Here is a 21,621-nt window from a genome sequence, read left to right on the forward strand (position 1 = left end):
GTACCAGTATATGTTTATTTTTACCTGTTATGAAAGAAAAGAAAGGAAAAGGAATTCAAGATTTAAGAACTTTCCCAAACAACAAAAAAAGAGGGTATATACCCTCTTAACATAAACTTTATTTAATTTGTTCTTTATGTTCATGATTAACAAGAACATACCATTTACCTGTATCAAACTTTTCTTTATTAATCACATAAACTCTCTTTTCTTTCTTTATATCCCCAGGTTTTAATTCCATATTACTAATAGGGGTTACGCCTTTTTCAACTGCATAACTACTAGCTGCCCACACATTCATTTCGTAAGCATTATCATTTTCATCCACTAAATCAACAGATGGCAAAACCGCTAATTTCATCGGTTCGTTTGTTATATTTTTCCCTTCAATCTCTATAACAATAAAGACATTCCCATTGTCAGCTTCTTGAATCCCTATGCTTTCTTTACCCACTTTATCTCTTTCTACAACCTTTTTCACAGTTACATCAAATTTTGGCGTATTAAAAGTTTTGTTTAATGAATACTCTTTTTCTTTTATTTTTGTCTTTTCTTTTGTTTGTTCCGTTTTTTTCGAATCTGTATTCCCTTTCGTTATATCGTTTGTTTTCACATTCTTTTCTTCTTGCTTAGAAGTGGTTTCTTTAGATTCAGAAGAAGTTTTGTCAGAGGTACTTCCACAGCCAGATAAATTAAATACTAAAGCGCCACCCAAAATACATGTAGTAAATTTTTTCAACATCCCTTTTTATCCCCTGATAAACACAATATATAAAATTCCTACTTATCATAGCAAAAAAACAATTTTTTGCATTGTTATATTTTGTCGAATAATCAAAGAAGCTCAAATTTATTAGATATAAAAAAACATGACCTTAATATAGCACTAAGATCATGTTTTAAATGGTTCTTATTTTATTTATAAAAAACTTTATCAACATTATACTTCGCTTGAAGTTCATTAATGATGTATGTTTCGTAAATTTCTCTTTCCATTGGATCTTCTACAATACATACATCAATACGATATACTTCATCGCGATGTGCTTGAATTGGTGAAACATTGTCTTCAAAATGCTTTTTAATACGCTGTCTTATTTTACGTGCTTTCCCAACAAAGAGAAGCTCGTCATTAATGTTATAAAACATAAAAATGCCACCTTTGTCTCTTGGGAACAAGTGGAAATCAATAAATCCATGAATCGGAGTGATTCTTGGTTCATCTCCTTTTATTACTTGTTTTCTTTCTGTTATAGAAACATCAACTGCAGGTAAATCAATTTTAATCAAGTTACTTCACGTCCTCTTTTATAGTAAAGGTAAATAATAGCATAAGTATGTAAGAAAAGCTATGCGTGTTGATTATAAATGTAATTTAATTAAATTTATACAATCGATTTGCTAAAACACATTTCATTATCTACTAAATATTATAGGTATATCATTTATGCATTTTCTCCAAATCATATGATCATACGCCTCGCCCCAATAATCCTTTAACAAAAAGTTAGGCTCTCCAAATTTTTTCTTCCATATTTCCTGTGCATTGGTATATCCACTATCCAAACAGAATTCTTTTATTCCTTTATCCAATAAGGTAAGAAAAATCGCATTTAAAAGCAAATTACCTATGCCGCGTCTTTGGTAATTCGGGAGTACAAATACAGTCCCTATCTCATATAAGTCTTTTAATGCGCCATCTGTGCAATTATTAATTAGTTTACTAGATGGCCCAAATTCAATTGTGCCGATAATTTTATTACAATGTTTGTCTACAGCGATCAAAAAATATCGATTTTTCCCATCGCTATCAAAGTCACATTTCAAGTACTTCTTTTTATTTTCAATTTCATTTTCTATATCATCAACCAACTCCGATAAACCTTCTCTAGCAAACGTGTCTATAATGACTGTATGAAACAATTGATTTAACTCTTCATAATCACCAATGATTGGTCTTCTTATTTCAACGTTATACACTTAAGACACCCCCTTAATCCTCTAAAATTGTATGTGTAATTGATTTATAATTTTCATGCTATCTATTTCAAATTTACAATCAATATAGCTTTTCTCCAAAATGCTCAAAATTCCCTCTGCAAATATCAAAAGAAACAAAAAAAGATTAGGTAGCTATTCCTAATCTTTTTTTGTTTCTAGATCTAATCACTATTCAAGTGCACCAGCTACATCATAATGACTTAAATCCAATTCTATCGGTTGGTCAAGAGCAAGTTTCGCAAGTTCAGAACCTAAGTATGGACCTGCTGTTAATCCAGAAGCACCTAGACCGTTCGCAACAAGGATCCCTTCAAAATTAGGTAACGGACCAATGACTGGGAGAAAACCTGGTGTGAATGGTCTAAAACCAACTCTTGTTTCAAGCATTGTACTATTTTCTAACCCTGGAGCCACTGACAATGCTTTATCAAAGACTTCATGTAAACCACCGGCTGTAACACGATAATCAAGGCCAGTATCATTTTCATGTGTTGCTCCTACAACTACACGGCCATCTTCAAAAGTTAATATATACTGATCGTTTGGCGGCATAACAACTGGCCAGTTTTCAGTATTTGTATTTGGCATATGTAAATGAACAATTTGTGCTTTTTGGAAGGTCACAAGAAAGTTAACCCCCAGTGGTTGTAACAATTCATTTGCCCACGCTCCTGCAGTGACAATTACTTGATCTGCCATTAATGTTTCACCATTTACATGAATACCTTTAACAAGATTATTTTCATGAATTAAAACGGCATCTCCTTTTATAAAGATAGCACCATGTTTTTTCGCAGCATTTACAAGGGATTGACGAAGTGCTCGTCCATTTACTCGAGCAGCACCGCTTATATGTACTGCGCCATATTCCTCTGATAGCGCTGGAAATAAACTTTTCGTCTCATCTGGTGATAAACGAGTAATTTCTCCAATTTCCGGAGCATCCTCACGTCGTTTATACGCTCGCTCTTCCATTTGATCTAATTTTTTATCATCCGTATGCAAGCTAATAGCTCCTACACGTTTATAACCAGTATCCGTTTCGCCATCTTCTTCTAATTGCTGAATTAAAGAAGTATAATAATGCGCCCCGCCTTTTGCAATTTTATACCAAGCCTGATTACGTCGCTGCGAAAGCCAAGGACATACAATTCCTGCCGCTGCATCCGTTGCTTGTCCTAAATCCTGGCGATCAACTAATGTAACATGAGCTCCCGCCTTAGCAAGATGATAAGCAGTAGACGCCCCTAAAATTCCAGATCCAACTACAATATACGATTTCATTTCAAACACCTTTTCTTATTCGTTCTTTTATATTCTACTTAATGTACGAAGGGCTTACACATTATCTGTACTGTAAAAAACAACCCTCATAAACCTTGAACCATATTCAGTATACTTGAAGGAGATCTTTTTTCAACTTTTTCATTCTATTAATTGTGTCATCATTATGTATTTTGATATCGAAAACTGAAGTTCATAAAAAAACATATTCTTGATGAGGTCAAGAATATGTTTTACATCTTAAAATTAGACGTACGGTACCTATCGCTACAGTTTAAATAAGTTCCACTCTTTTTGAAACGCCTAGTTTTACTATTAAACCTTCTTTATTTCTTCTTTCTGCGGAATAAATCAATTGATTTATAACCTTGTGAAAGAATTTCAACCATTTGCTGAGCACGCTTTTCACGTGTCTGTTGCTGTTTTGCTGAGAATATGTGGCGTGCCCAATCTTTTTGATATCCTGGTGTTAAACCTTGATAAAACTGAAGTTCATTTGGGTGATTAGCTAATAATGCTTCTACATCTTTAATATTCTCTACATAATCAGAAACACATTGACTAGCAGTAGATGTTTTCTTGACTTTCTTTTTTTCGCGTTTCAAACCAACAACGGTAAAGACATCATCCATACTTACCATCCGTGCGAATTTGATATCACTATTATCTACATATCCATCTTCTCCAACGTTCATTGCTGGGAATATTTCATCTCTGTGAATAAAAGTTTCATAACGATTGTTACCTTTTTTTGGATAAGCAAAAAATAAATAACCTTTTTCGAGTAATAGTTGTTTATTAAGAATAAGTTGTGTGTGCTTCACCATCTCATCAATTGTTTCTACAAAAATGAAAATAGCATCATGATTTTTAGATAACTTAATTGCTTGTTCAGTAAAGAGGGCATAATCGTTTGGTTGATTAATCACTACCATATTACTATATTTACTAAGGTTCAATTTATCGATAACTGACATAGTAGACTCCTTTTTTATTCATTGTTACTTTTATCGTACCTATATTACTATAAAAGAGAATGACCTTGCTGTGCAAACCAAGCCATTTATTTAATTCGTTTTTCAAATAAATAGTTTGGTTTTTCATTTATTTATCATGACGCTTTTACATTAAGGATCATACTATTTCTATTTTGAATGCAAAGGTAAGGTTTACATTTCAATGTTAAATATATCATGTAAGAGCTTCCTATAGTGATTCTCTGTAATTACACTTTTACTTTTTTGGCCATTCATTACTTGAGTCAAACTATCTTTCGTCAAAGAGACATATCCAGAATGCGTAAGTTTTACTGCAATCGGCCCTTTATTAAAACTAGAATTCTCATCTTCTATGACTTTTCTTTGAACTTCATTTAAAGTTGTTTCATCAATAGGATCCGTACGAAAAGCATGACATACTTTCCATTCTATCTTTTCGTGTGGGTCATGCCACGAATGAGTGTCTCGTCTTTCTAAAATATAAGTTCCTTTATCTGTATCTTTTCTCCTAACACGATATTCGCCATTTTTTGAAGTAACAATCTCACCAGTAAACGGTACAAGTGTGAGAGGTACAAGTGAAGCAATTCCTATATCAGCTAAATACGATACTGAATCATAATTTAAAATGATTGTAATATGGCCTCCTTCAAGAGCCCATACATTTAAATCACTTTTATAAACTGTGCCTAATGCTAACTTCACATCGAATCCACAATCTTTTAATAAGTAATATAGAATAGAATTCATTTCATAGCAAAGCCCACCTCGTGAACTCATTAGTATTTTCTTTTGTAAATTCTCTTTAGAAATCTCTTTCGTATTACCTGTTACGATATCTAAATTCTCAAACGGAATTTCATACGCAATTGCGCTAATTATTTTGTTCAATTCCTCAAATCTCACAGTCTGTTGTTTCTTTAGGTTTAACCTTGAAAAAAACTGATCTTGTAACTCTGTCATATAAAGCACCCCTTCAATATTTAGAGTGAATGTATTATATGCTAATTTTAAAAGCTATGAAGAGCATCAACAATGTTCATTTACAATAACTGTACCGGTACAAAATTCCTAATTTTTAACAAAAATAAGTAGATACCGATGTTTAAAACACCAGCATCTACTTCTTTTTCATTTTATTTTAATGTGTTTTGAACAACAAGGTCCGGAAATACTGATCCCATAACCATAAAGGTGTATGAATATCACTTGGAGTAAACACACTTCCTATTAACACTTAATCCCACGCTGCAGCCACAACTTGACTGCTATCAATTGTAGATAATTCTCTACTTATACATAATAACAATTACAAACTTATGTAATCAACTCTTCATATAACAATGTAAAGAATTACCCTTTTCATTCATTTTTCATGCGTATCTATGTACATTTTTTTATTTATTAGTTATATTATGGTTATTGAATGATTACGAAAATAAATCTATCGCTTATAAAAACGTTTGTATTTTTTATATCCATAACAACACTACAAAATGTATGAAAATCCATTTGTCAAATGAATTCTACACGGAAGGAGGCTTGTAGTTCGTTCATCAGGATATAAAAAAACAGTTTTCTTTTTAGATAACTGCTAAAAAATACAGGAGGCGACACGATGTTTCGTACGATTTCAAACTTTATGAGAGTAGCTGAGATAAGAAGGAAAATCTTTTTTACACTTGCGATGTTAATTGTTTTTCGAATTGGCACGTTTATACCAGTTCCTCATACTAACGCAGAGGTATTAAAAGTACAAGATCAAGCCAATGTTTTAGGTATGCTTAATGTATTTGGCGGAGGAGCCTTACAACACTTCTCAATCTTTGCTGTAGGCATCACACCATATATTACAGCCTCCATTATTGTACAATTGTTACAGATGGATGTTGTACCTAAATTTACAGAGTGGGCAAAGCAAGGGGAAATGGGCCGCAAAAAATCAGCTCAGTTTACCCGATACTTTACAATCATACTCGCATTTATTCAAGCCATTGGAATGTCTATTGGCTTTAACAATATAGCAGGCGGACAATTGATTTCAAATCCTAACTGGACTACATATTTATTTATTGCTACAGTGCTAACTGCCGGTACTGCATTTTTACTTTGGTTAGGTGAACAAATTACTGCAAACGGCGTAGGTAACGGAATTTCAATGCTTATATTCGCAGGACTTGTTGCAGCCATTCCAAACGTCGTAAATCAAATTTATTTACAGCAATTCCAAAATGCTGGAGATCAACTGTTTATGCATATTATCAAAATCGTATTGATTGGATTAGTTATTTTAGCAATCGTTGTCGGCGTTATTTATATCCAACAAGCAGTTCGTAAAATACCTATTCAATATGCAAAAGCTGTTTCAGGAAATAATCAATATCAAGGTGCAAAAAATACACATTTACCGCTTAAAGTAAACAGTGCGGGTGTAATCCCGGTAATCTTTGCTTCTGCATTTCTAATGACGCCACGGACCATTGCGCAGTTATTCCCTAACTCTGATATATCTAAATGGTTAAGTACAAATCTGGACTTTACACATCCAGTTGGAATGATCCTTTACGTTGGACTCATTATTGCTTTCACATACTTCTATGCATTTGTTCAAGTAAATCCTGAACAAATGGCCGAAAACTTGAAAAAGCAAAATGGCTATGTTCCAGGTATTCGACCAGGCAAATCTACAGAGCAATATGTAACAAAAATTTTGTATCGCTTAACGTTTATTGGTGCGATTTTCTTAGGTGCTATTTCAATTTTACCAATTGTATTTACGAAAGTGGCTACTTTACCACCTTCTGCTCAAATTGGTGGTACAAGTTTACTCATCATTGTAGGGGTAGCGTTAGAAACAATGAAAACACTAGAAAGCCAGCTTGTGAAGCGTCACTATAAAGGGTTTATAAAGAAAGTAAACTAATATTTTTACATACAAATTAGGCATAATAGAACCCTCTCGTTTTATTTTCGAGAGGGTTTTTCATGTTGCTTTATAAAATAGTTTAATTTAAATATTGAGTTATCAGAAAGACTTTGTTTTCTTTTAAAGAAAGATTAATGAAAACATTTCATTCTCTGATGTTACAGGTCACATATCTTAGAATAAAATCCAATCAAAATTGTTTATAAATTCAAAAATTCCTTTCGGATTTTTAAGATTCGTATATATGTTGAATTTCGACATTGTTACATAATGTAAACCTTACAAAAATAGAATACACATATAAAGTTCTCAACCACCCCTTCTCTCAAATGAGATGATTAGGAAAAAAGGGAGAATAAAAACGGGTAAAAGAAGACTTTAGTGATCAAGAAAGGATTGGTGAAGAATCATGAATCAAGTAAGTGATAAAATCCAAACAGTTTCTATAAAATATTCTTATTCTTCTATTTCACAACTAAAATACAATCATGTTACATTTCTTTTTTCAATAATCTCCCCTGTTTAAAGTACACTTCAAGTGTAGAGCGATTTGCTAAAAATACACCAATCAAGATGAAACTCGCTCCGATTCCCATTACTGGATTAATTGGTTCCCCTAAAAATACATATCCTGTAATAACAGCAATTAATGGAGATACATACAGCCAAGTTGATGGGAATACTGGATTGGTCTTTGACAAGAGCCAATAATATAAACCATGCCCACCAATTGACCCTACAAAGATGAGATATAGAATGGGCCATTGTACACTCCAAGATGTTAATATATCGAGATTTGGCTGTTCTATAAAAATAGAACTAATCAGAAGAAAAAGTCCACCGTAAAACATTTGGATTCCGTTAATGAGAAACGGCGATACTTTTGGCAGATCTGAAAGTATTTCTTTTGAATGGATGGAACCTATGCCATAAAATAATTCGCCGACTAATATGACAAAGCAGGCTATACTCCATATAAAAGTGAGTTGTTGGTGCATCCCTGGTAAGGAGATACAAACAACTCCAATAAGCGCTATGATTAGAGCGAGAAATTGCTCCCGTTGTAGTTTTGTTTTATTTCTCTTCGATTGTAATAACAAAATCATCATTGGCCCTGTTGCAGAAAGAACAGCTGCTAAACCCGAAGAAATATACTGTTCAGCCCAATATAATGTTGCAAATGTCATAAAGGTTAAACAAAAACCAGCATATATAATTCGCTTTGAAAGTAGGTATGGTATAATACTTTTCCGTTTTAAGGTAAATATGATGATTAGAATAACACCTGCTAAAAAGAAACGGATTCCCGCCGAGAATAATGGTGGTGTCCCCGCTTCAATCCCAATTTTTATCGTTAAAAATGTTGTGCCGAAAATCATACATATTAAAATATAATTAAAAATGACCATTATGTTTCCTCCTTTTGATTTTTAAGATGAGTATAGAGGAAACAGTGTATAACAGTATATCAACGTATATAACAGTTGGATAAATCTATAGTTGCTCCTACATATGTTTTTAGATTTAATTAAATTAAAAAGAAACTCAGGTGAGATCATGAAAATTGTACTACGCAAAGAGTCTAATATACCATTCTATCAACAAATTTATATGCAAGTTGTTGAGCGGGTTCAAAGTGGAATGTTATTACATGGTGATTCCTTACCTTCTTTACGTACTATAGCAGATGATTTAAAAATAAGTATATTAACCGTTCGTAAAGCCTATAAACAGCTGGAAACAAAAGGTTATGTACAAATTAAACAAGGAAAAGGTGTGTATATACATAAACATGAACATCGGAAGCATCAGCCTACGCCGTATGATTGGCAACATACGAAATCAATCAATGTCATGCGATCTCAATATGTAATGAATCAACATAGGAAATATTATGATTTTTCACAGGCCATTCTTTATCCTCGTCTTTTACCTAATCCATTTCTTTCGGATGAAATGCAAAAAATAATAGACAAAGATCAAATGATATTAGCAACTTATGGACCAGTTCAAGGAGATGAAGAGCTTCGAATAGAAATTGCAAGATACTTAAAAGATTATCAAAGACTAGCTGTAAATCCTTCTAATTTATTAATTACAAGTGGCGCCCAGCAAGGAATTGATTTAATCGCTCAAACATTATTACAACCAGGTGATACAGTTATAATAGAGAGCCCGTGCTACGGTGCAGCAATTGATGTGTTTATAAACAAAGGGGTTAAAATCATACCAATTGAGCTTGATGAACAAGGAATTCGCTCTGATTTAATTGATGAAGTTTGTCAAAAACAGAGACCCGTTTTAGTATATGTGAATCCTACTTTTCAAAACCCTACAGGTACTATAATGAGTAGCCAAAGGAGAAATGAACTTGTAGAACTAGCAGAACTGTATCATTTTTTTATAATTGAAGATGATTCTTTTGGGGAAATATATTTTGATGAAGTTATAATTCCACCTCCACTTAAAACCTTTGATACAAATGGTCACGTTATATATTTAAAAGGATTCAGTAAAACATTAGCGCCAGGCCTTCGTATTGCAGCATTAGCTGTAGAAGGACCTATTTTTGAATGGTTATATGCTGTGAAAGCTTCGATGGATATAGGAAGTCCGTTACTAACACAAAAAGCGCTTCTTCCATTTTTACGAACAGAAAGAATGAAAAATCATTTAGAAAAATTACGCACCGCATTACAAATAAGACGCGATACAACACTAGAAATATTAACTTCTCTAACAGAGGAAATTCATTTTCAAAAACCTCTAGGTGGTTTTAATTTATGGATTACACTTCCAGATTCAATCAATGCTTTTATGTTACTTAAAAAAGCGAATGAAGCGAACGTTTCTTTTTTACCAGGAACGGCTTGTTTTTTGAATCATGAATCAAAATATAACTATTTACGAATTAGTTATTCTATGTTAAATGAAAAAGACATGTTGATTGGATTAAAAAGATTTCATAACGTATTGCTAAATTCCCTAAAACAACAAAAAATAGTTAATATATCTCCATATTAACTATTTTTTTTCAGGTTGTATTGGTGCAATATCTTTTCTAACATTTCACAAGTAACCGGCTGCGCTCCAGCTGTTAGTTGATAACCAACGCGGCCATTTGGTTCTACTGTTGCTTGTTGTAATATTTTAATATCATGAATTCCTTGTTCTCTTAAATACATCAGCAGTTGCTGTTCTGTCATTTTTGCACGTCTTAAATTATTTTGTAATATCTTCCCACTTTGAATAATAATGATGCTATTACCATTTAAAAATTGTTCCATCTTTCGTGATTTCATTTCTAAATAATGAATAATAAGTAAAACACCTGAAAATATACAAGCAGCAAGGATAGACGAACCTACTTTGCTACTCAATACCGGCTCTACAATAATACGCCCAATGGAAGCAACAATAATAATCTCAGCTCTTGTCATCTGACTAACTGATTTGCTTCCGGTTAATTTTAAAACGAGGATGCCAGTAACAATTAGAATTATGCTTTCAAAAAAAATATTCATCAACAATCCATTCCTTTAATGGTAATTTATGAATAGCATTACCATTAATCAAATCCTTTATTGTTCACTTGGTACATAAAAACTAAAAACAAGTATATACCAGTACTCCCTAGCATGTACTTGTTTTTAGTTATCCTAGTCAATTCTTATTTCTCCTCATCCCTCTACTAGATTTTTTGAACTTCCAAAAGAGATTTTCAATTTGTGCCTCCTCTTGCTCTACTCCATAAAACAAAAAAGCGGATGTTCTCTTTTTATTTGGTACAATTCCCAAGAATGACATAGGGGATTTGTCTCTTTTTTCATTTAAATAATTTTGTGAACGATGAATATATATTTATAATCCAAGTAATAAGAGATTGAAATGTATATGTATTCTTATCAATAATCACACTTGTTAGACTACCTATAACAGCACTCCCGATTATGTCAAATGGATAATGATGTCCTACCCAAATACGTGAAAAACCCGTCAAAACTGCTAATAACCACATAATAGAGCCAATTAAACGTTCACGAAGTAAAACGGAAGTCGCTACAGAAAAAGCTAAGGCAGTATGTTTACTTGGAAATGAGGAATTACTCTTTGATGGGATAAGCAAACGAATTCGATGGAAAATAAAAGGACGAGGTTTAAAATAAAAAAGTTGGATGATACGGTTTATAAATAAAGTAACTCCTGCTGAAATTCCTGCATACAAAATATTTTTTTTGTAGAAATTGTTTCTAAACCACATAAATATTAATATACAAAGGTATAGATAACGCGTCTTCTGTGAAAGAAAAACCATTATCGCATCCATAGTAGTACCTCGTCCAGCAAGACGATTAATCGCTTTAAACAGCATATAATTCATTGCAGATGTTCTCCTTCATTTCAGAAATGATATATAAAGTCCATTAACTAACAAAAAAATGGAAAACAGTTTATGACTGAATTGCCTGGGTGGCAATTGTTCACCAATGAATTTAAAATGGTCCCCACAAACTATAAACCATCCCTCCAACAATGAACCCTAAACCTAGAAATAACACTATAAAAGCGAGAATTGATTTTTTATTATCTTCCATGAACTTTACCTCCCTAAAAATTATTGGTTCTATATAAATTTCCCCACAACAAAAACCTTTAGTCATAATTATGGCTAAAGGTTTTGTCATCATACTTATAAGTAATAAAAATATGGAATTATAACCTGTAAGAACAGACTATATACAGTTAAGAAAGATTAAAACCTTTTTATTTGCCCTCGAATTTCTCCGTTTGGGTGGTTTTCTGTATGAGCGTTTACATACGAATTGCCGATTTCCATCTTTCTTGCTAGGTCTAACAAGGAAATACCTTGTAAAGGACCAGTAAGATCACTTTCTACAATTATTCCCGTTACCACTCCTCTATTGACACTAATACCACTCGTTACTGGTCCAAAAAGAAATGCGACAATCTGACCATTTTCACCTCGCATCCCTAGATGAATGTGAGCAGCAGTCAATATTTCTATATCATTAAGCACCAATTTAAATCGAAGTCCTGTAAAATCATTATTAAATCTAAATAGTACTAAACCGCAAGCATCTGTTTTTACAAGAGGCACTTCTTCTCGCCCTGTTAATCTAGTTAAAAAACATTTAGACAAAGTATAGTTCACTTCCCTATTCATTAAATAATGTATTTTATTCATTTGATAGAAAACAGCTTGCACGTTTTTACTATAAATAGATTTATCGCTTTTAGATGCACAACGATAAATACATTTTCTTGGGTTAATGGAATCTTATCAATGTTTTTTCTTAATGCATTTATCAAAGTAGCACGAAATATTAATAAAAAAGAGCCCATCTCAATTCCACAAATCTATGCATTTTTTTGTTCAATGATGTCTTTGGTTCATACGATACATTTCTCTTCCGCTCAAATTCGCTTTATGCTAAGCTGCACTTTTACAAAAATAAATCATATAGTGACTTTAACAATCCCTAATCTAATAAAGTAGGTGAAGACTATGCCCTCTGTTGTCGGAAATCTTGTTGTTCAAAATAGTAACGGTTCTTTTAACTTAGGTGATTTCTATAATGTTTCTCCGAAAGAGAATACAAAAGCCTATAATGGTTCAGGATCATCTAATGTTGCTTTTGTAACTAATACCTTTAACGGTGTGAGTGCAACGAATACATTTGATTCTGATGTTGCAGATCAAAATCAAGTTGGTACAGTTTAATTTTATTAAGAGTAATAAAATCAGTTTTATAAATTGTACACAGCACCAATTGGAATTGTTGAAAAATATATCCCATTCTGAGTAATATATGTAGGGTAATAATATTGTACAGACGGATAGTCAAAATGCATACCTTGCATCTGCATTGTTTGTACCTGTGCTTGTAATGCCTGCTGAACAGATTGAAGTGTACCTTGTGCTGCAGTATATGTTACAGCAGGAACTCGAATTTCATTATTAAAATATGGAACATTCATATTCATTCAACTCCCTCTTATATAATCATCTACACACTGTTTTATATATTATGGATATGGGTTTTAAAAAGTTCTAAAACGTAACAATATTTAACAGCCTTTTGTCCACCGTTAGAAGGAATGAAGATGCAGCAAAAATATTTATAAAAACGAAAATGAAGACTAAGAACCGATATATACATGGTTCTTAGTCTTCATTTCATTTTATACAATACTCATTGTCCTTTTAAAACATTCTCTTCAAAATATTTTCCCCAATCAGGTTGTCTTCCATCAATATCTTTAAATCCATATTCTCTCGCTAATCCCCAAGAACTAAGGGCTTTTCCTGTTTTATTATGAACGTTCGAATCACTTGCTAAAGCAGCGATTGCCCTACCAATAAAGAAAGGTGTTTCAGATGCGATAAAGTGTGGATCTTTCTTTGCACCTTCTTGCCAATTTTCTTCTGTTATACCAAATAAATCTAACATTGCTTCCGAACGGAGAAATCCAGGGCTTACCGCAACAGCAGTAATATGATGTTCCTCTAAATCTTTCGCCATTGCTTCTGCCAAATGGATGGTTGAGATTTTTGCTAAACTATAATATAGGTTTCCACGGTACTGATAATCGACACCGTCTGTAATTTCAATGACAAGCCCTTTCTTCTTTTTCACCATAAGCGGTACACCATAATAACTTGTCATCATATGCGAATGGACAGCACGTTGTTGCATGAGTAATCCGTTATGTAAGTCGTGTTCCCAAAACGGTTTTTCCCATTCAGTAAGCGGATCGCCACCCCAAACATCATTTACTAAAATATCAAGTTTTCCGTTTTGTTCTTCTTGAACTCTATTAAATAGCGCTTTAATATCAGCTTCTACTGTATGATCTACACGAACAGCAATCCCTCTTCCTCCTTGTTTTGTAACAAGCTCTGCTGTTTCTTCAATCGTTTCTGTTCGTCCCATTGATGATAAATTCCCGTTTGTGCTTCTTCCCGTTACGTACACAGTTGCTCCCGCTTCACCAAGCATCATTGCAATACCTCTTCCAGCACCGCGTGTCGCACCAGCTACAACTGCGACTTTTCCTTGTAATGGTTTCATATAAAATTCTCCTTAATGTTTATTTTCCAGTCTAATTAATTTAGGCACATGCTCTCTATCATACTTTTTTGTATATATTTCCTCATCCGGAGTAACAAATTGTAGCGTAATCTTACCACAAACACCAGTGTAAAATTCGAACTCACCTTGTGAATTTGAAATAGCAAGTTCTTCATTTACGATTGAGTCTGCATAAACTTTAACATTCGATATAGAAAGGTTGTTGCCATCTACAATAACTGACTTTATATGAATAGCAACCCCTTTACAATTTTCACTTCCTTTATTATACATAACCATTACTATCACTCCGGTTCCTACGACAATACATATCAACAAGGCTATTATGTTTTTCTTCATAATAAACCTCCTATATGAAGTGTTAGTCTTTCTTAAAATGGAAATCTACACGATTTACTTGTTTCATTTCCTCGATTACTCTATGAATTCCTACCCTAATTTTATCTTCTTTCATATTTGATACATTCAGTTTTAAAAGTTTTTCTTTACGGAAAGAAGACAAATAATTTTTATCAACAGTCTCTATAAATATTTGATTTTGTCCTAAGTTTTTAATAAGCGTTTCCGTGACAATACTTTTATGTAATGATAAGCACGTATGTATTCCTATTTTGCTTTCTGTTTTACAAAACAGATGTTGATTTTCTTTATAAGCTTCTTCTAATGCTCCAGATAACGCCTTAGATCTAGCGTAATATGACAATTGGATTTTTTGTTTGTGTCGTTCAAACATCCCGCTTTTTATGTAAATTTCTAAAGCAGCTTGGGAAATCATTGAACTATCAATATCTAATAGCTTTTTATATTTATGAAACGCTTCTGCAATAGAAGCAGGAATAACTGCCACACCTACACGTAATCCAGGGAAAATAATCTTCGAATAACTTTTTAGATAGATTACATGTGAAGAATTATCGTAACTATATAGTGGATCTACCTTTGGGTTTTGTTCTAAATCTGCTAAATAATCATCCTCTACTATAAATACATTGTATTTCTTTGCGAGAGAAATAATCTTTTCTTTTTCCTTCTTAGAATATGAAGTGCCGAGTGGATGATGAAATCTTGGGATGGTATAAAAGAATTTTATCTTTCCCGTTCGAAATATCTTTTCTAACTCAAATAAATCAATACCTTTAGCAGTGCGTTTTATTCCGATTACAGGAGTACGATTTGTTTCTAGATATTCAATAAATAAGTGATAACTCGGTTGCTCAATAAGTATCGTTTCATTTTGAGTTGGAAAGGGTATTGAAGTTAATATAACTAGAGCTTGCTGAACTCCTGAGGTGATAAAGATATTTTCTTCTTTTGTGAAAACTTGATAGTTCGCTAGTTGTTTTTGCACAACTGAAATTAAAGATGGCAGCCCTTTAGGTGTACCGTATATAAACAAATCATTCTTATACGTATCAATTGCCTTATTAATACAATGTTGAAAATCTAAGTAAGGAAATACATCAGGATCTGGAGCTGAAGATGAAAAATCAAAATTCTCTGTTTCATCTTCTTCATAATTCCCCATTTTTTTCACCACATAATATCCACTTTGAGGTACGGAATAAATAATATGGCGCTTCTCTAATTCATGAAGTGCACGTATAATGGTTGCTTTGTTGCACTCATATTGTGATACGAGTGAACGTATAGACGGTAATTTCCTACCTTCTCTTATCTCTCCTTTTTGAATCATGCTTTCTAAATCATTTAATACATTTAAATATTTATACATGATTACACCTCAACGTCCATTTTGTACCGGTACAGTTTGTATTTGTTCACATTGTAGCACCGATTCAGAAAGATTACCATGTACATATACTGGCCAGTAGTAAATCAATTATATGAGGTGAAATTATGAAAAACACAACTAAAGCATATACAGCCGCATTAGTATATGCCTTTATTATCGGATTTTCATTTATGTTTGTGAAATTAGCATTAACGGTTACAACTCCTCTCGATATACTTGCACACCGTTTTACAGTTGCTTTTTTAATAGCAACTATTCCTATCATTTTTGGTTTTGTAAAATTAAATATTTCATTTAAAAACATACTTTCACTTTTGCCACTAGCAATCTTTTACCCAGCATTATTCTTTGCGTTCCAGGCTTTCGGCTTAGTATATACAAGCTCGTCTGAAGCTGGGATTATCCAAGCTGTCATTCCGATATTCACAATGATTTTCGCTTCTTACTTTTTAAAAGAATTTACAAATGCATGGCAAAAAATATCTGTACTCATTTCTGTAATTGGTGTTATTTATATATTTGTTATGAATGGCATAGGAACTCATGAGACTAGTTTTATAGGAGTTGCTTTTATTCTGCTATCGGCGTTATCATCTGCTTGCTACAATGTTTTAGCACGAAAAATGACAAAGAAATTTAAGTTAATAGACTTAACATATATAATGACAATGATTGGGTTTCTTAGTTTCAATTTAATCGCTATCATTGAACATATGAATGAAGGTACTGTAAATGCATACTTTAAACCATTTACAAACGGAACATTTCTTATATCTATTTTATATTTAGGATTATTGTCTTCTTTGCTAACAGCATTTTTATTAAATTATTCATTGTCTTATATGGAAGCAGCTAAAATGAGTGTCTTTAGTAATCTATCTACACTTATTACAATTATTGCAGGAGTATTATTCTTACACGAACAAATTGCATACTATCATATCGTTGGGGCCATAATGATTGTTCTTGGTATAGTAGGTACAAACTTCCTAGGTAAAAAAGGAATTCATATGAAAGAAAAGAATACCTCTATTAGTAAATAAAAAGTGAGGGATTTTTCATGCAGCAGGCAATGCCTATTAATATTAGTAATATAGCTGAACTAACAAAAGAATTGGATACATTATTAAACGTATCAATATCTTCTAATCAAGAACTTGAGAATTGGTTAATACAACAATCACAGACTTTAAATTCTATCAATGAGCAACTCATGCAACATTATATTGCTTTTCAACGAAATACAAATGATATAAAGGTAAAAAAAGCTTTTGACTTTGATCAAAAAAATGTACAGCCTACATTAAAACGTTATAAAAGTCTACTAGATCAAAAATATTATGAATCACCCTATCGTTTCCAGTTAGATCCCTCTCAGTTTGGATTCTTAGATACAAAAATCCAAAACATTAGAAGCCTCTTTAACGAAGAAAATATTAGTTTAGAGGTTACTGAAGATGAGTTAATAACAAGATATTTTGAAATCACTGGTAATCTCTCTTCTATGTGGGGCAGTGAAGAAGTAAACCTTTCTGAATTAAGAATATATCTACAAGATTCTGATCGAAACATTCGTCAAAAAGCGATGACTGCTATCTCTGAAAAATTTTTATCCGTAGAGAATGAAATTCAAGAAATCTTAAATCAGTTGATTGTACTTCGAACAAAAAAAGCTAGAAACGTTGGTTTAACCAATTATCGTGACTACATGTTTAAAAAATACGAGCGTTTTGATTACACTGCCGAACAATGCAATGAATTCGCCGAATCTATTCGTAAATACGTTGTGCCGCTTCAAGAAAAAACACATAAAAAATTACAGGAAAAGCTTCGGGTAGATACATTACGTCCGTGGGATATACATGCTGTACCTGCAGATCATAAACCTTTACAACCTGTAAAAAATGAAAATGAATTAATAGAAAAAAGCAAAACACTTTTCGCAGAGATTGATTCAAGTTTTTCAGCTCTTCTAGAAAAAATGCATAACCATTTAGATTTGGAGAGCAGAAAAGGGAAAGCACCTGGTGGATTCTGTGAATATTTGCCCGCATCTAAGTTATCATTTATTTTTATGAATTTAACAAGAACACAGGATGATGTTGTTGTTTTCTTACATGAGATGGGTCACTGTATTCATCATGATTTAATGAAAGATATTTCGATACATCAATATCAACATTTACCAATGGAGACTGCTGAATTAGCAAGTATGACAATGGAACTATTTACAATGAACAACTGGGATGTTTTTTATAATAATCAAGAAGATTTTAAACAAGCTAAGCAAGAACAATTAACACAAATTATAGAGTATTTACCAATTACACTGATTATTGATCAATTTCAACACTGGTTGTATGAGAATCCAACTCATACTGTTGAAGAAAGAAATGCTAAGTTTTTAGAACTTTCTTCTCTATATAATTCAAGTATCGTAAATACAGATGGCTATAAAAATTGGATCGTCGCACAATGGTTATCTGTTCTACATATTTTTGAAGTACCCTTCTATTATATTGAATACGCAATTGCACAAATTGGTGCTTTACAAATGTATAAACAATATAAAGAAAACCCTCAGCAAGCATTGCAAAACTATAAAAAAGCTTTATCTTTAGGTAGTTCTAAATCTGTAAAAACAGTATATGAAGCAGCTGGAATTCGATTTGACTTTTCTGGTGAAACAATTAAGGATTTGATGTGTTTTGTTGAAGAGGAATTAGCGTTATTAGAAAAAATATGAGTAATTAAGCCTACGTTTTACTTAATTTAACCTTTACTAAAAGACTCTATTTTGAAATTATATTTTTCAAAATAGAGTCTTAGTTTATCATTATTAGTTTACATAATAATATTATATTTTTTCGAGATGATGACTTACAAGCAAAACACCAACTGGTTGGTATTTATATGATGATTTAAAGGAATCAATAACTATTCGATCCTTTCAGACATTTGCTGAACAAATTGTCTTGGTCGTCGATGAAGCTAATAATGAAGTGATTGGTCTTGATATTTTTGGATAAGCTTTTACTTCTAACTGAACTATTAAATGATTGTTAAAACGAAAAAGCACAATGATGTGCTTTTTCGTTTTAACTCTTCACTTTTAATCAGATAACACCGCTTATTAAAATCTTCTTCTGGGGATCGAATCTCAATAAACAAATCCGCATAAACTCCTACTCATTAAGAAAGGGTAGAAAATTCCTTCTATGTAATTACATCAAGCTTTCTGAGAATATTGTAAAATACCATTTGCATCAAAATAATAATAATAACCATCTAATAAAATCCAACCTCTAGTCATATGATATCCTGCATAAAAATGATACCACTTGCCATCATATTTTAACCATCCAACATGTTGTGATCCATCTTGTTTCATATAAGCCCAACCTACACCATCATGTACCCAACCTGTTTGCATTTGACCGTTGGAGTTAAAATAATAAAGCTTTCCATCAATATGATTCCAGCCAGTACTCATATATTTATCTTTAGGTGAATAATACCAATACCCACCATTTTGAAACCAACCAGTTTGCTGTGAGCCGTCCGCTTTAAAATATGCCCAACCTACACCATCATGTACCCAACCTGTCTGCATTTGACCACTGGAATTAAAATAATAGTTTTTGCCATCCACCTTATACCACCCTGTTACCATTGCCCCGGAACCATTCAATAAAAAATACCATTTCCCTCCGTCTTGTAGCCAACCATGATATAACGATCCGTTTTTAAAATAATACCAGTATCCACTATAAGAGAACCATCCATTTCTTGGAGCTTTGACCGTATTACGTTCTTGGTTAGAGTATTGAATACCATGTTTATTTCCTTTAATATCACTATTCCTTATTTCTGGTGAAAGCTCTGTTTTTATATGAATTGCTTTTTGCTGTTGGACAGCAGGTGTTTTTTGAAATCTTTGATTCTGTTTTTCTTGCTTAGAATTTTCCTGTGCATGTGAAATAGTAGGAAATAAAATAGCAGAAGATAAAATAACTGAAACTATTCTTTTTTTCATATGTATCCCCCTATGATAATGTTAAGAGTAATTTGGTAAAAATATACTCTATTAAAATATATTACCACAACGAGTGTAGTTCGAATATAAAATAACTATAAAAACATTGGAACTTGGATATAACAAGTTGCGTATAAAATGGTTTCAGAAAAACATATTGCCTCGAAATATAATAAAAAACAGCACTTTTTTATGTACTGTTTTTTATTATTGTGAACAATTATGTACTCTTTTCTGTATTTATTTCATTCATCATATATAATCAACAGTTTTTTATTTCACGATAAAAGCTTTTTTAATCTGTAATTATCACATAATAATACAATTAATTTAAATCATTATTTTCGATTTTACTAATTACTAACTTATATCTTTTATACCATTTTTCCCATTCATCTTTTGGAAAGTCCATGTCATGACCATCTAATACAGAAGAAAAAATTTCTAAACATATATGCCATCCAGATAAATCTTTTGGTGTGTGTTCATTTATTTCATGAATAAATTCCTTTAATATTAATAGACAACCATCTGGATTTTTATGTACTTCAAATCGAACACGATCTTCTCCCCAAGTAAATTCTAATACAGAATTTACTTGACAGTCTAAAATATTGATATCAATAAAATCCCCTGAGCCATCCATCATATCAAATTTTATAATACCTTCTTTTTGTAGGTTCTCAATATGAAGGTTTGGCATCCATCTTGCTAGTTTATCATTCTCTGTTAATACAGCCCAAACTTGTTCTACTGCATGATTTAATGAACGGTTAAATTGAGCTACATATTCATTATCTATTTTCTCTATTAAAGCTAACATAGTCATACCTCCATTTAAACTCGAAAAACAAACATACGCTCGTTTTTTAAAAATATCACACAAAACACATGAAAAAGCAAATAAAAACTTATGATGTCTATAAAAATATAAATCCTTCAGTTTCTTTTAAAGTATGCAGCTGAAAGATTTTTCTATTTTCCCCTAAACGTTACAATGTATAATACATTTCATACTGAGCCAACGAACTTTTCTCGAATCCACATTTTTTTACAAACCCTTCAAGTAAACCATTATTAGGGAATCCAATAGAAAGACTGGAAAACTGTAATTCTTTGCTTACAGTTTGTAATAGACTTGTAGCCACTCTAATTCTTCTATATTTTTTATCAACAAATAATAAACTTATCTTACCATTGTCACTAACACATATACATCCCTTTAAATCATCATTAATATAAGCTCCATAATACGTATTATTTTCAGTTTTCTCCATATAATCGATATCATTTTGCCAATTTATATGGAAGTTTAACCATTTTTGTATACCGTTTTGAAATTCGCCAAACTTAATTTGCTTTATTTCTATATTTTGTACACTCTTACTTGTCAAAATAGAAGTGTTCCTCAAATTATAGTAAGACAGATCATATACTTTTTCATACCCTAACTTCGTATAAAATTGAATCGCTCTATCATTACCGACAATGACTTCAAGAAAAAGTTG

21 protein-coding genes and 1 pseudogene are annotated in these 21,621 nt (G+C 32.2%); 5 read left to right on the forward strand and 17 right to left on the reverse strand.

What is annotated here, in order from left to right:
• Positions 1–118: 118 nt before the first annotated feature.
• From MHH45_RS03715 to MHH45_RS03740, 6 genes are all read right to left on the reverse strand, one after another.
• Positions 119–742 (reverse strand): DUF4352 domain-containing protein, encoded by a 624-nt coding sequence (locus MHH45_RS03715; RefSeq protein ID WP_016114953.1) that lies wholly within the window; start codon positions 740–742, stop codon positions 119–121.
• A 173-nt stretch (positions 743–915) separates the two neighbouring features.
• Positions 916–1,290 (reverse strand): nucleotide excision repair endonuclease, encoded by a 375-nt coding sequence (locus tag MHH45_RS03720; RefSeq protein WP_006094986.1) that lies wholly within the window; start codon positions 1,288–1,290, stop codon positions 916–918.
• A gap of 126 nt (positions 1,291–1,416) precedes the next feature.
• Positions 1,417–1,980, reverse strand: a complete 564-nt coding sequence (locus MHH45_RS03725) for a GNAT family N-acetyltransferase (protein ID WP_016131417.1) — start codon at positions 1,978–1,980, stop codon at positions 1,417–1,419.
• Between the two features lie 189 nt (positions 1,981–2,169).
• Complete coding sequence (locus tag MHH45_RS03730) at positions 2,170–3,285, reverse strand: NAD(P)/FAD-dependent oxidoreductase (protein ID WP_016114951.1); 1,116 nt, start codon at positions 3,283–3,285, stop codon at positions 2,170–2,172.
• A 326-nt stretch (positions 3,286–3,611) separates the two neighbouring features.
• Complete coding sequence (locus tag MHH45_RS03735; RefSeq protein WP_088093702.1) at positions 3,612–4,262, reverse strand: YdeI/OmpD-associated family protein; 651 nt, start codon at positions 4,260–4,262, stop codon at positions 3,612–3,614.
• A gap of 192 nt (positions 4,263–4,454) precedes the next feature.
• Entirely contained in the window at positions 4,455–5,246 is a 792-nt protein-coding gene (locus MHH45_RS03740) for an arylamine N-acetyltransferase family protein (RefSeq protein ID WP_077294810.1), read from the reverse strand.
• Between the two features lie 655 nt (positions 5,247–5,901).
• On the opposite strand from MHH45_RS03740, the gene secY reads away from it, so the two are divergent.
• Positions 5,902–7,206 (forward strand): preprotein translocase subunit SecY, encoded by a 1,305-nt coding sequence (gene secY / locus MHH45_RS03745; RefSeq protein WP_016114948.1) that lies wholly within the window; start codon positions 5,902–5,904, stop codon positions 7,204–7,206.
• 494 nt (positions 7,207–7,700) lie between these two features.
• Here secY and MHH45_RS03750 read toward each other — a convergent pair whose 3' ends face one another.
• Positions 7,701–8,618, reverse strand: a complete 918-nt coding sequence (locus MHH45_RS03750; RefSeq protein WP_088093703.1) for a DMT family transporter — start codon at positions 8,616–8,618, stop codon at positions 7,701–7,703.
• 148 nt (positions 8,619–8,766) lie between these two features.
• Here MHH45_RS03750 and pdxR point away from each other — a divergent pair, with 148 nt between their 5' ends.
• Positions 8,767–10,233 carry a MocR-like pyridoxine biosynthesis transcription factor PdxR gene (gene pdxR / locus MHH45_RS03755; RefSeq protein WP_088093704.1) on the forward strand — a complete coding sequence of 489 codons (1,467 nt, stop codon included), beginning with the start codon at positions 8,767–8,769 and terminating at the stop codon, positions 10,231–10,233.
• On the opposite strand, the gene MHH45_RS03760 is transcribed toward pdxR, so the two are convergent.
• The 3 genes from MHH45_RS03760 to MHH45_RS03770 form a co-directional block, all read right to left on the reverse strand.
• Positions 10,230–10,733, reverse strand: a complete 504-nt coding sequence (locus tag MHH45_RS03760) for a DUF421 domain-containing protein (protein ID WP_016132825.1) — start codon at positions 10,731–10,733, stop codon at positions 10,230–10,232. The genes pdxR and MHH45_RS03760 overlap by 4 nt on opposite strands.
• Before the next feature lie 302 nt (positions 10,734–11,035).
• The gene (locus MHH45_RS03765) at positions 11,036–11,590 is read right to left on the reverse strand and encodes an undecaprenyl-diphosphatase (RefSeq protein WP_016132824.1); all 555 of its coding nucleotides are present in this window, start codon (positions 11,588–11,590) and stop codon (positions 11,036–11,038) included.
• Between the two features lie 372 nt (positions 11,591–11,962).
• Entirely contained in the window at positions 11,963–12,415 is a 453-nt protein-coding gene (locus tag MHH45_RS03770) for a CHRD domain-containing protein (RefSeq protein WP_016114942.1), read from the reverse strand.
• Positions 12,416–12,736: 321 nt separating this feature from the next.
• Here MHH45_RS03770 and MHH45_RS03775 point away from each other — a divergent pair, with 321 nt between their 5' ends.
• The gene (locus MHH45_RS03775; RefSeq protein ID WP_003197853.1) at positions 12,737–12,952 is read left to right on the forward strand and encodes a spore germination protein; all 216 of its coding nucleotides are present in this window, start codon (positions 12,737–12,739) and stop codon (positions 12,950–12,952) included.
• Positions 12,953–12,978: 26 nt separating this feature from the next.
• Here MHH45_RS03775 and MHH45_RS03780 read toward each other — a convergent pair whose 3' ends face one another.
• From MHH45_RS03780 to MHH45_RS03795, 4 genes are all read right to left on the reverse strand, one after another.
• Complete coding sequence (locus tag MHH45_RS03780; RefSeq protein ID WP_077294816.1) at positions 12,979–13,215, reverse strand: DUF3947 family protein; 237 nt, start codon at positions 13,213–13,215, stop codon at positions 12,979–12,981.
• Positions 13,216–13,424: 209 nt separating this feature from the next.
• Positions 13,425–14,303: an SDR family oxidoreductase gene (locus MHH45_RS03785; RefSeq protein ID WP_016114940.1), complete on the reverse strand. Its 879-nt coding sequence runs from the start codon at positions 14,301–14,303 to the stop codon at positions 13,425–13,427.
• Between the two features lie 12 nt (positions 14,304–14,315).
• Complete coding sequence (locus MHH45_RS03790; RefSeq protein ID WP_016114939.1) at positions 14,316–14,663, reverse strand: hypothetical protein; 348 nt, start codon at positions 14,661–14,663, stop codon at positions 14,316–14,318.
• 22 nt (positions 14,664–14,685) lie between these two features.
• Positions 14,686–16,056 carry an aminotransferase-like domain-containing protein gene (locus MHH45_RS03795; protein WP_016114938.1) on the reverse strand — a complete coding sequence of 457 codons (1,371 nt, stop codon included), beginning with the start codon at positions 16,054–16,056 and terminating at the stop codon, positions 14,686–14,688.
• 125 nt (positions 16,057–16,181) lie between these two features.
• Here MHH45_RS03795 and MHH45_RS03800 point away from each other — a divergent pair, with 125 nt between their 5' ends.
• Together MHH45_RS03800 and MHH45_RS03805 are read left to right on the forward strand one after the other, a co-directional pair.
• On the forward strand, positions 16,182–17,120 hold the full coding sequence (locus MHH45_RS03800) for a DMT family transporter (RefSeq protein ID WP_016114937.1): 939 nt from the start codon (positions 16,182–16,184) through the stop codon (positions 17,118–17,120).
• A gap of 17 nt (positions 17,121–17,137) precedes the next feature.
• Positions 17,138–18,823 (forward strand): M3 family oligoendopeptidase, encoded by a 1,686-nt coding sequence (locus tag MHH45_RS03805; protein ID WP_016114936.1) that lies wholly within the window; start codon positions 17,138–17,140, stop codon positions 18,821–18,823.
• 483 nt (positions 18,824–19,306) lie between these two features.
• Here the strand turns inward: MHH45_RS03805 and MHH45_RS03810 are convergent, their stop codons facing one another.
• The 3 genes and pseudogenes from MHH45_RS03810 to MHH45_RS03820 all read right to left on the reverse strand — a co-directional run.
• Positions 19,307–20,113, reverse strand: coding sequence for an N-acetylmuramoyl-L-alanine amidase family protein (locus MHH45_RS03810; protein WP_016114935.1), 807 nt, complete (start codon positions 20,111–20,113; stop codon positions 19,307–19,309).
• A gap of 325 nt (positions 20,114–20,438) precedes the next feature.
• Positions 20,439–20,936: an SRPBCC family protein gene (locus MHH45_RS03815; RefSeq protein WP_016114934.1), complete on the reverse strand. Its 498-nt coding sequence runs from the start codon at positions 20,934–20,936 to the stop codon at positions 20,439–20,441.
• Between the two features lie 169 nt (positions 20,937–21,105).
• A pseudogene (locus tag MHH45_RS03820) lies at positions 21,106–21,621 on the reverse strand (GNAT family N-acetyltransferase); the annotation flags it as partial.

Source organism: Bacillus sp. FSL K6-0042 (genome assembly GCF_038006685.1).
Classification (GTDB): Bacteria; Bacillota; Bacilli; order Bacillales; family Bacillaceae_G; genus Bacillus_A; species Bacillus_A pseudomycoides.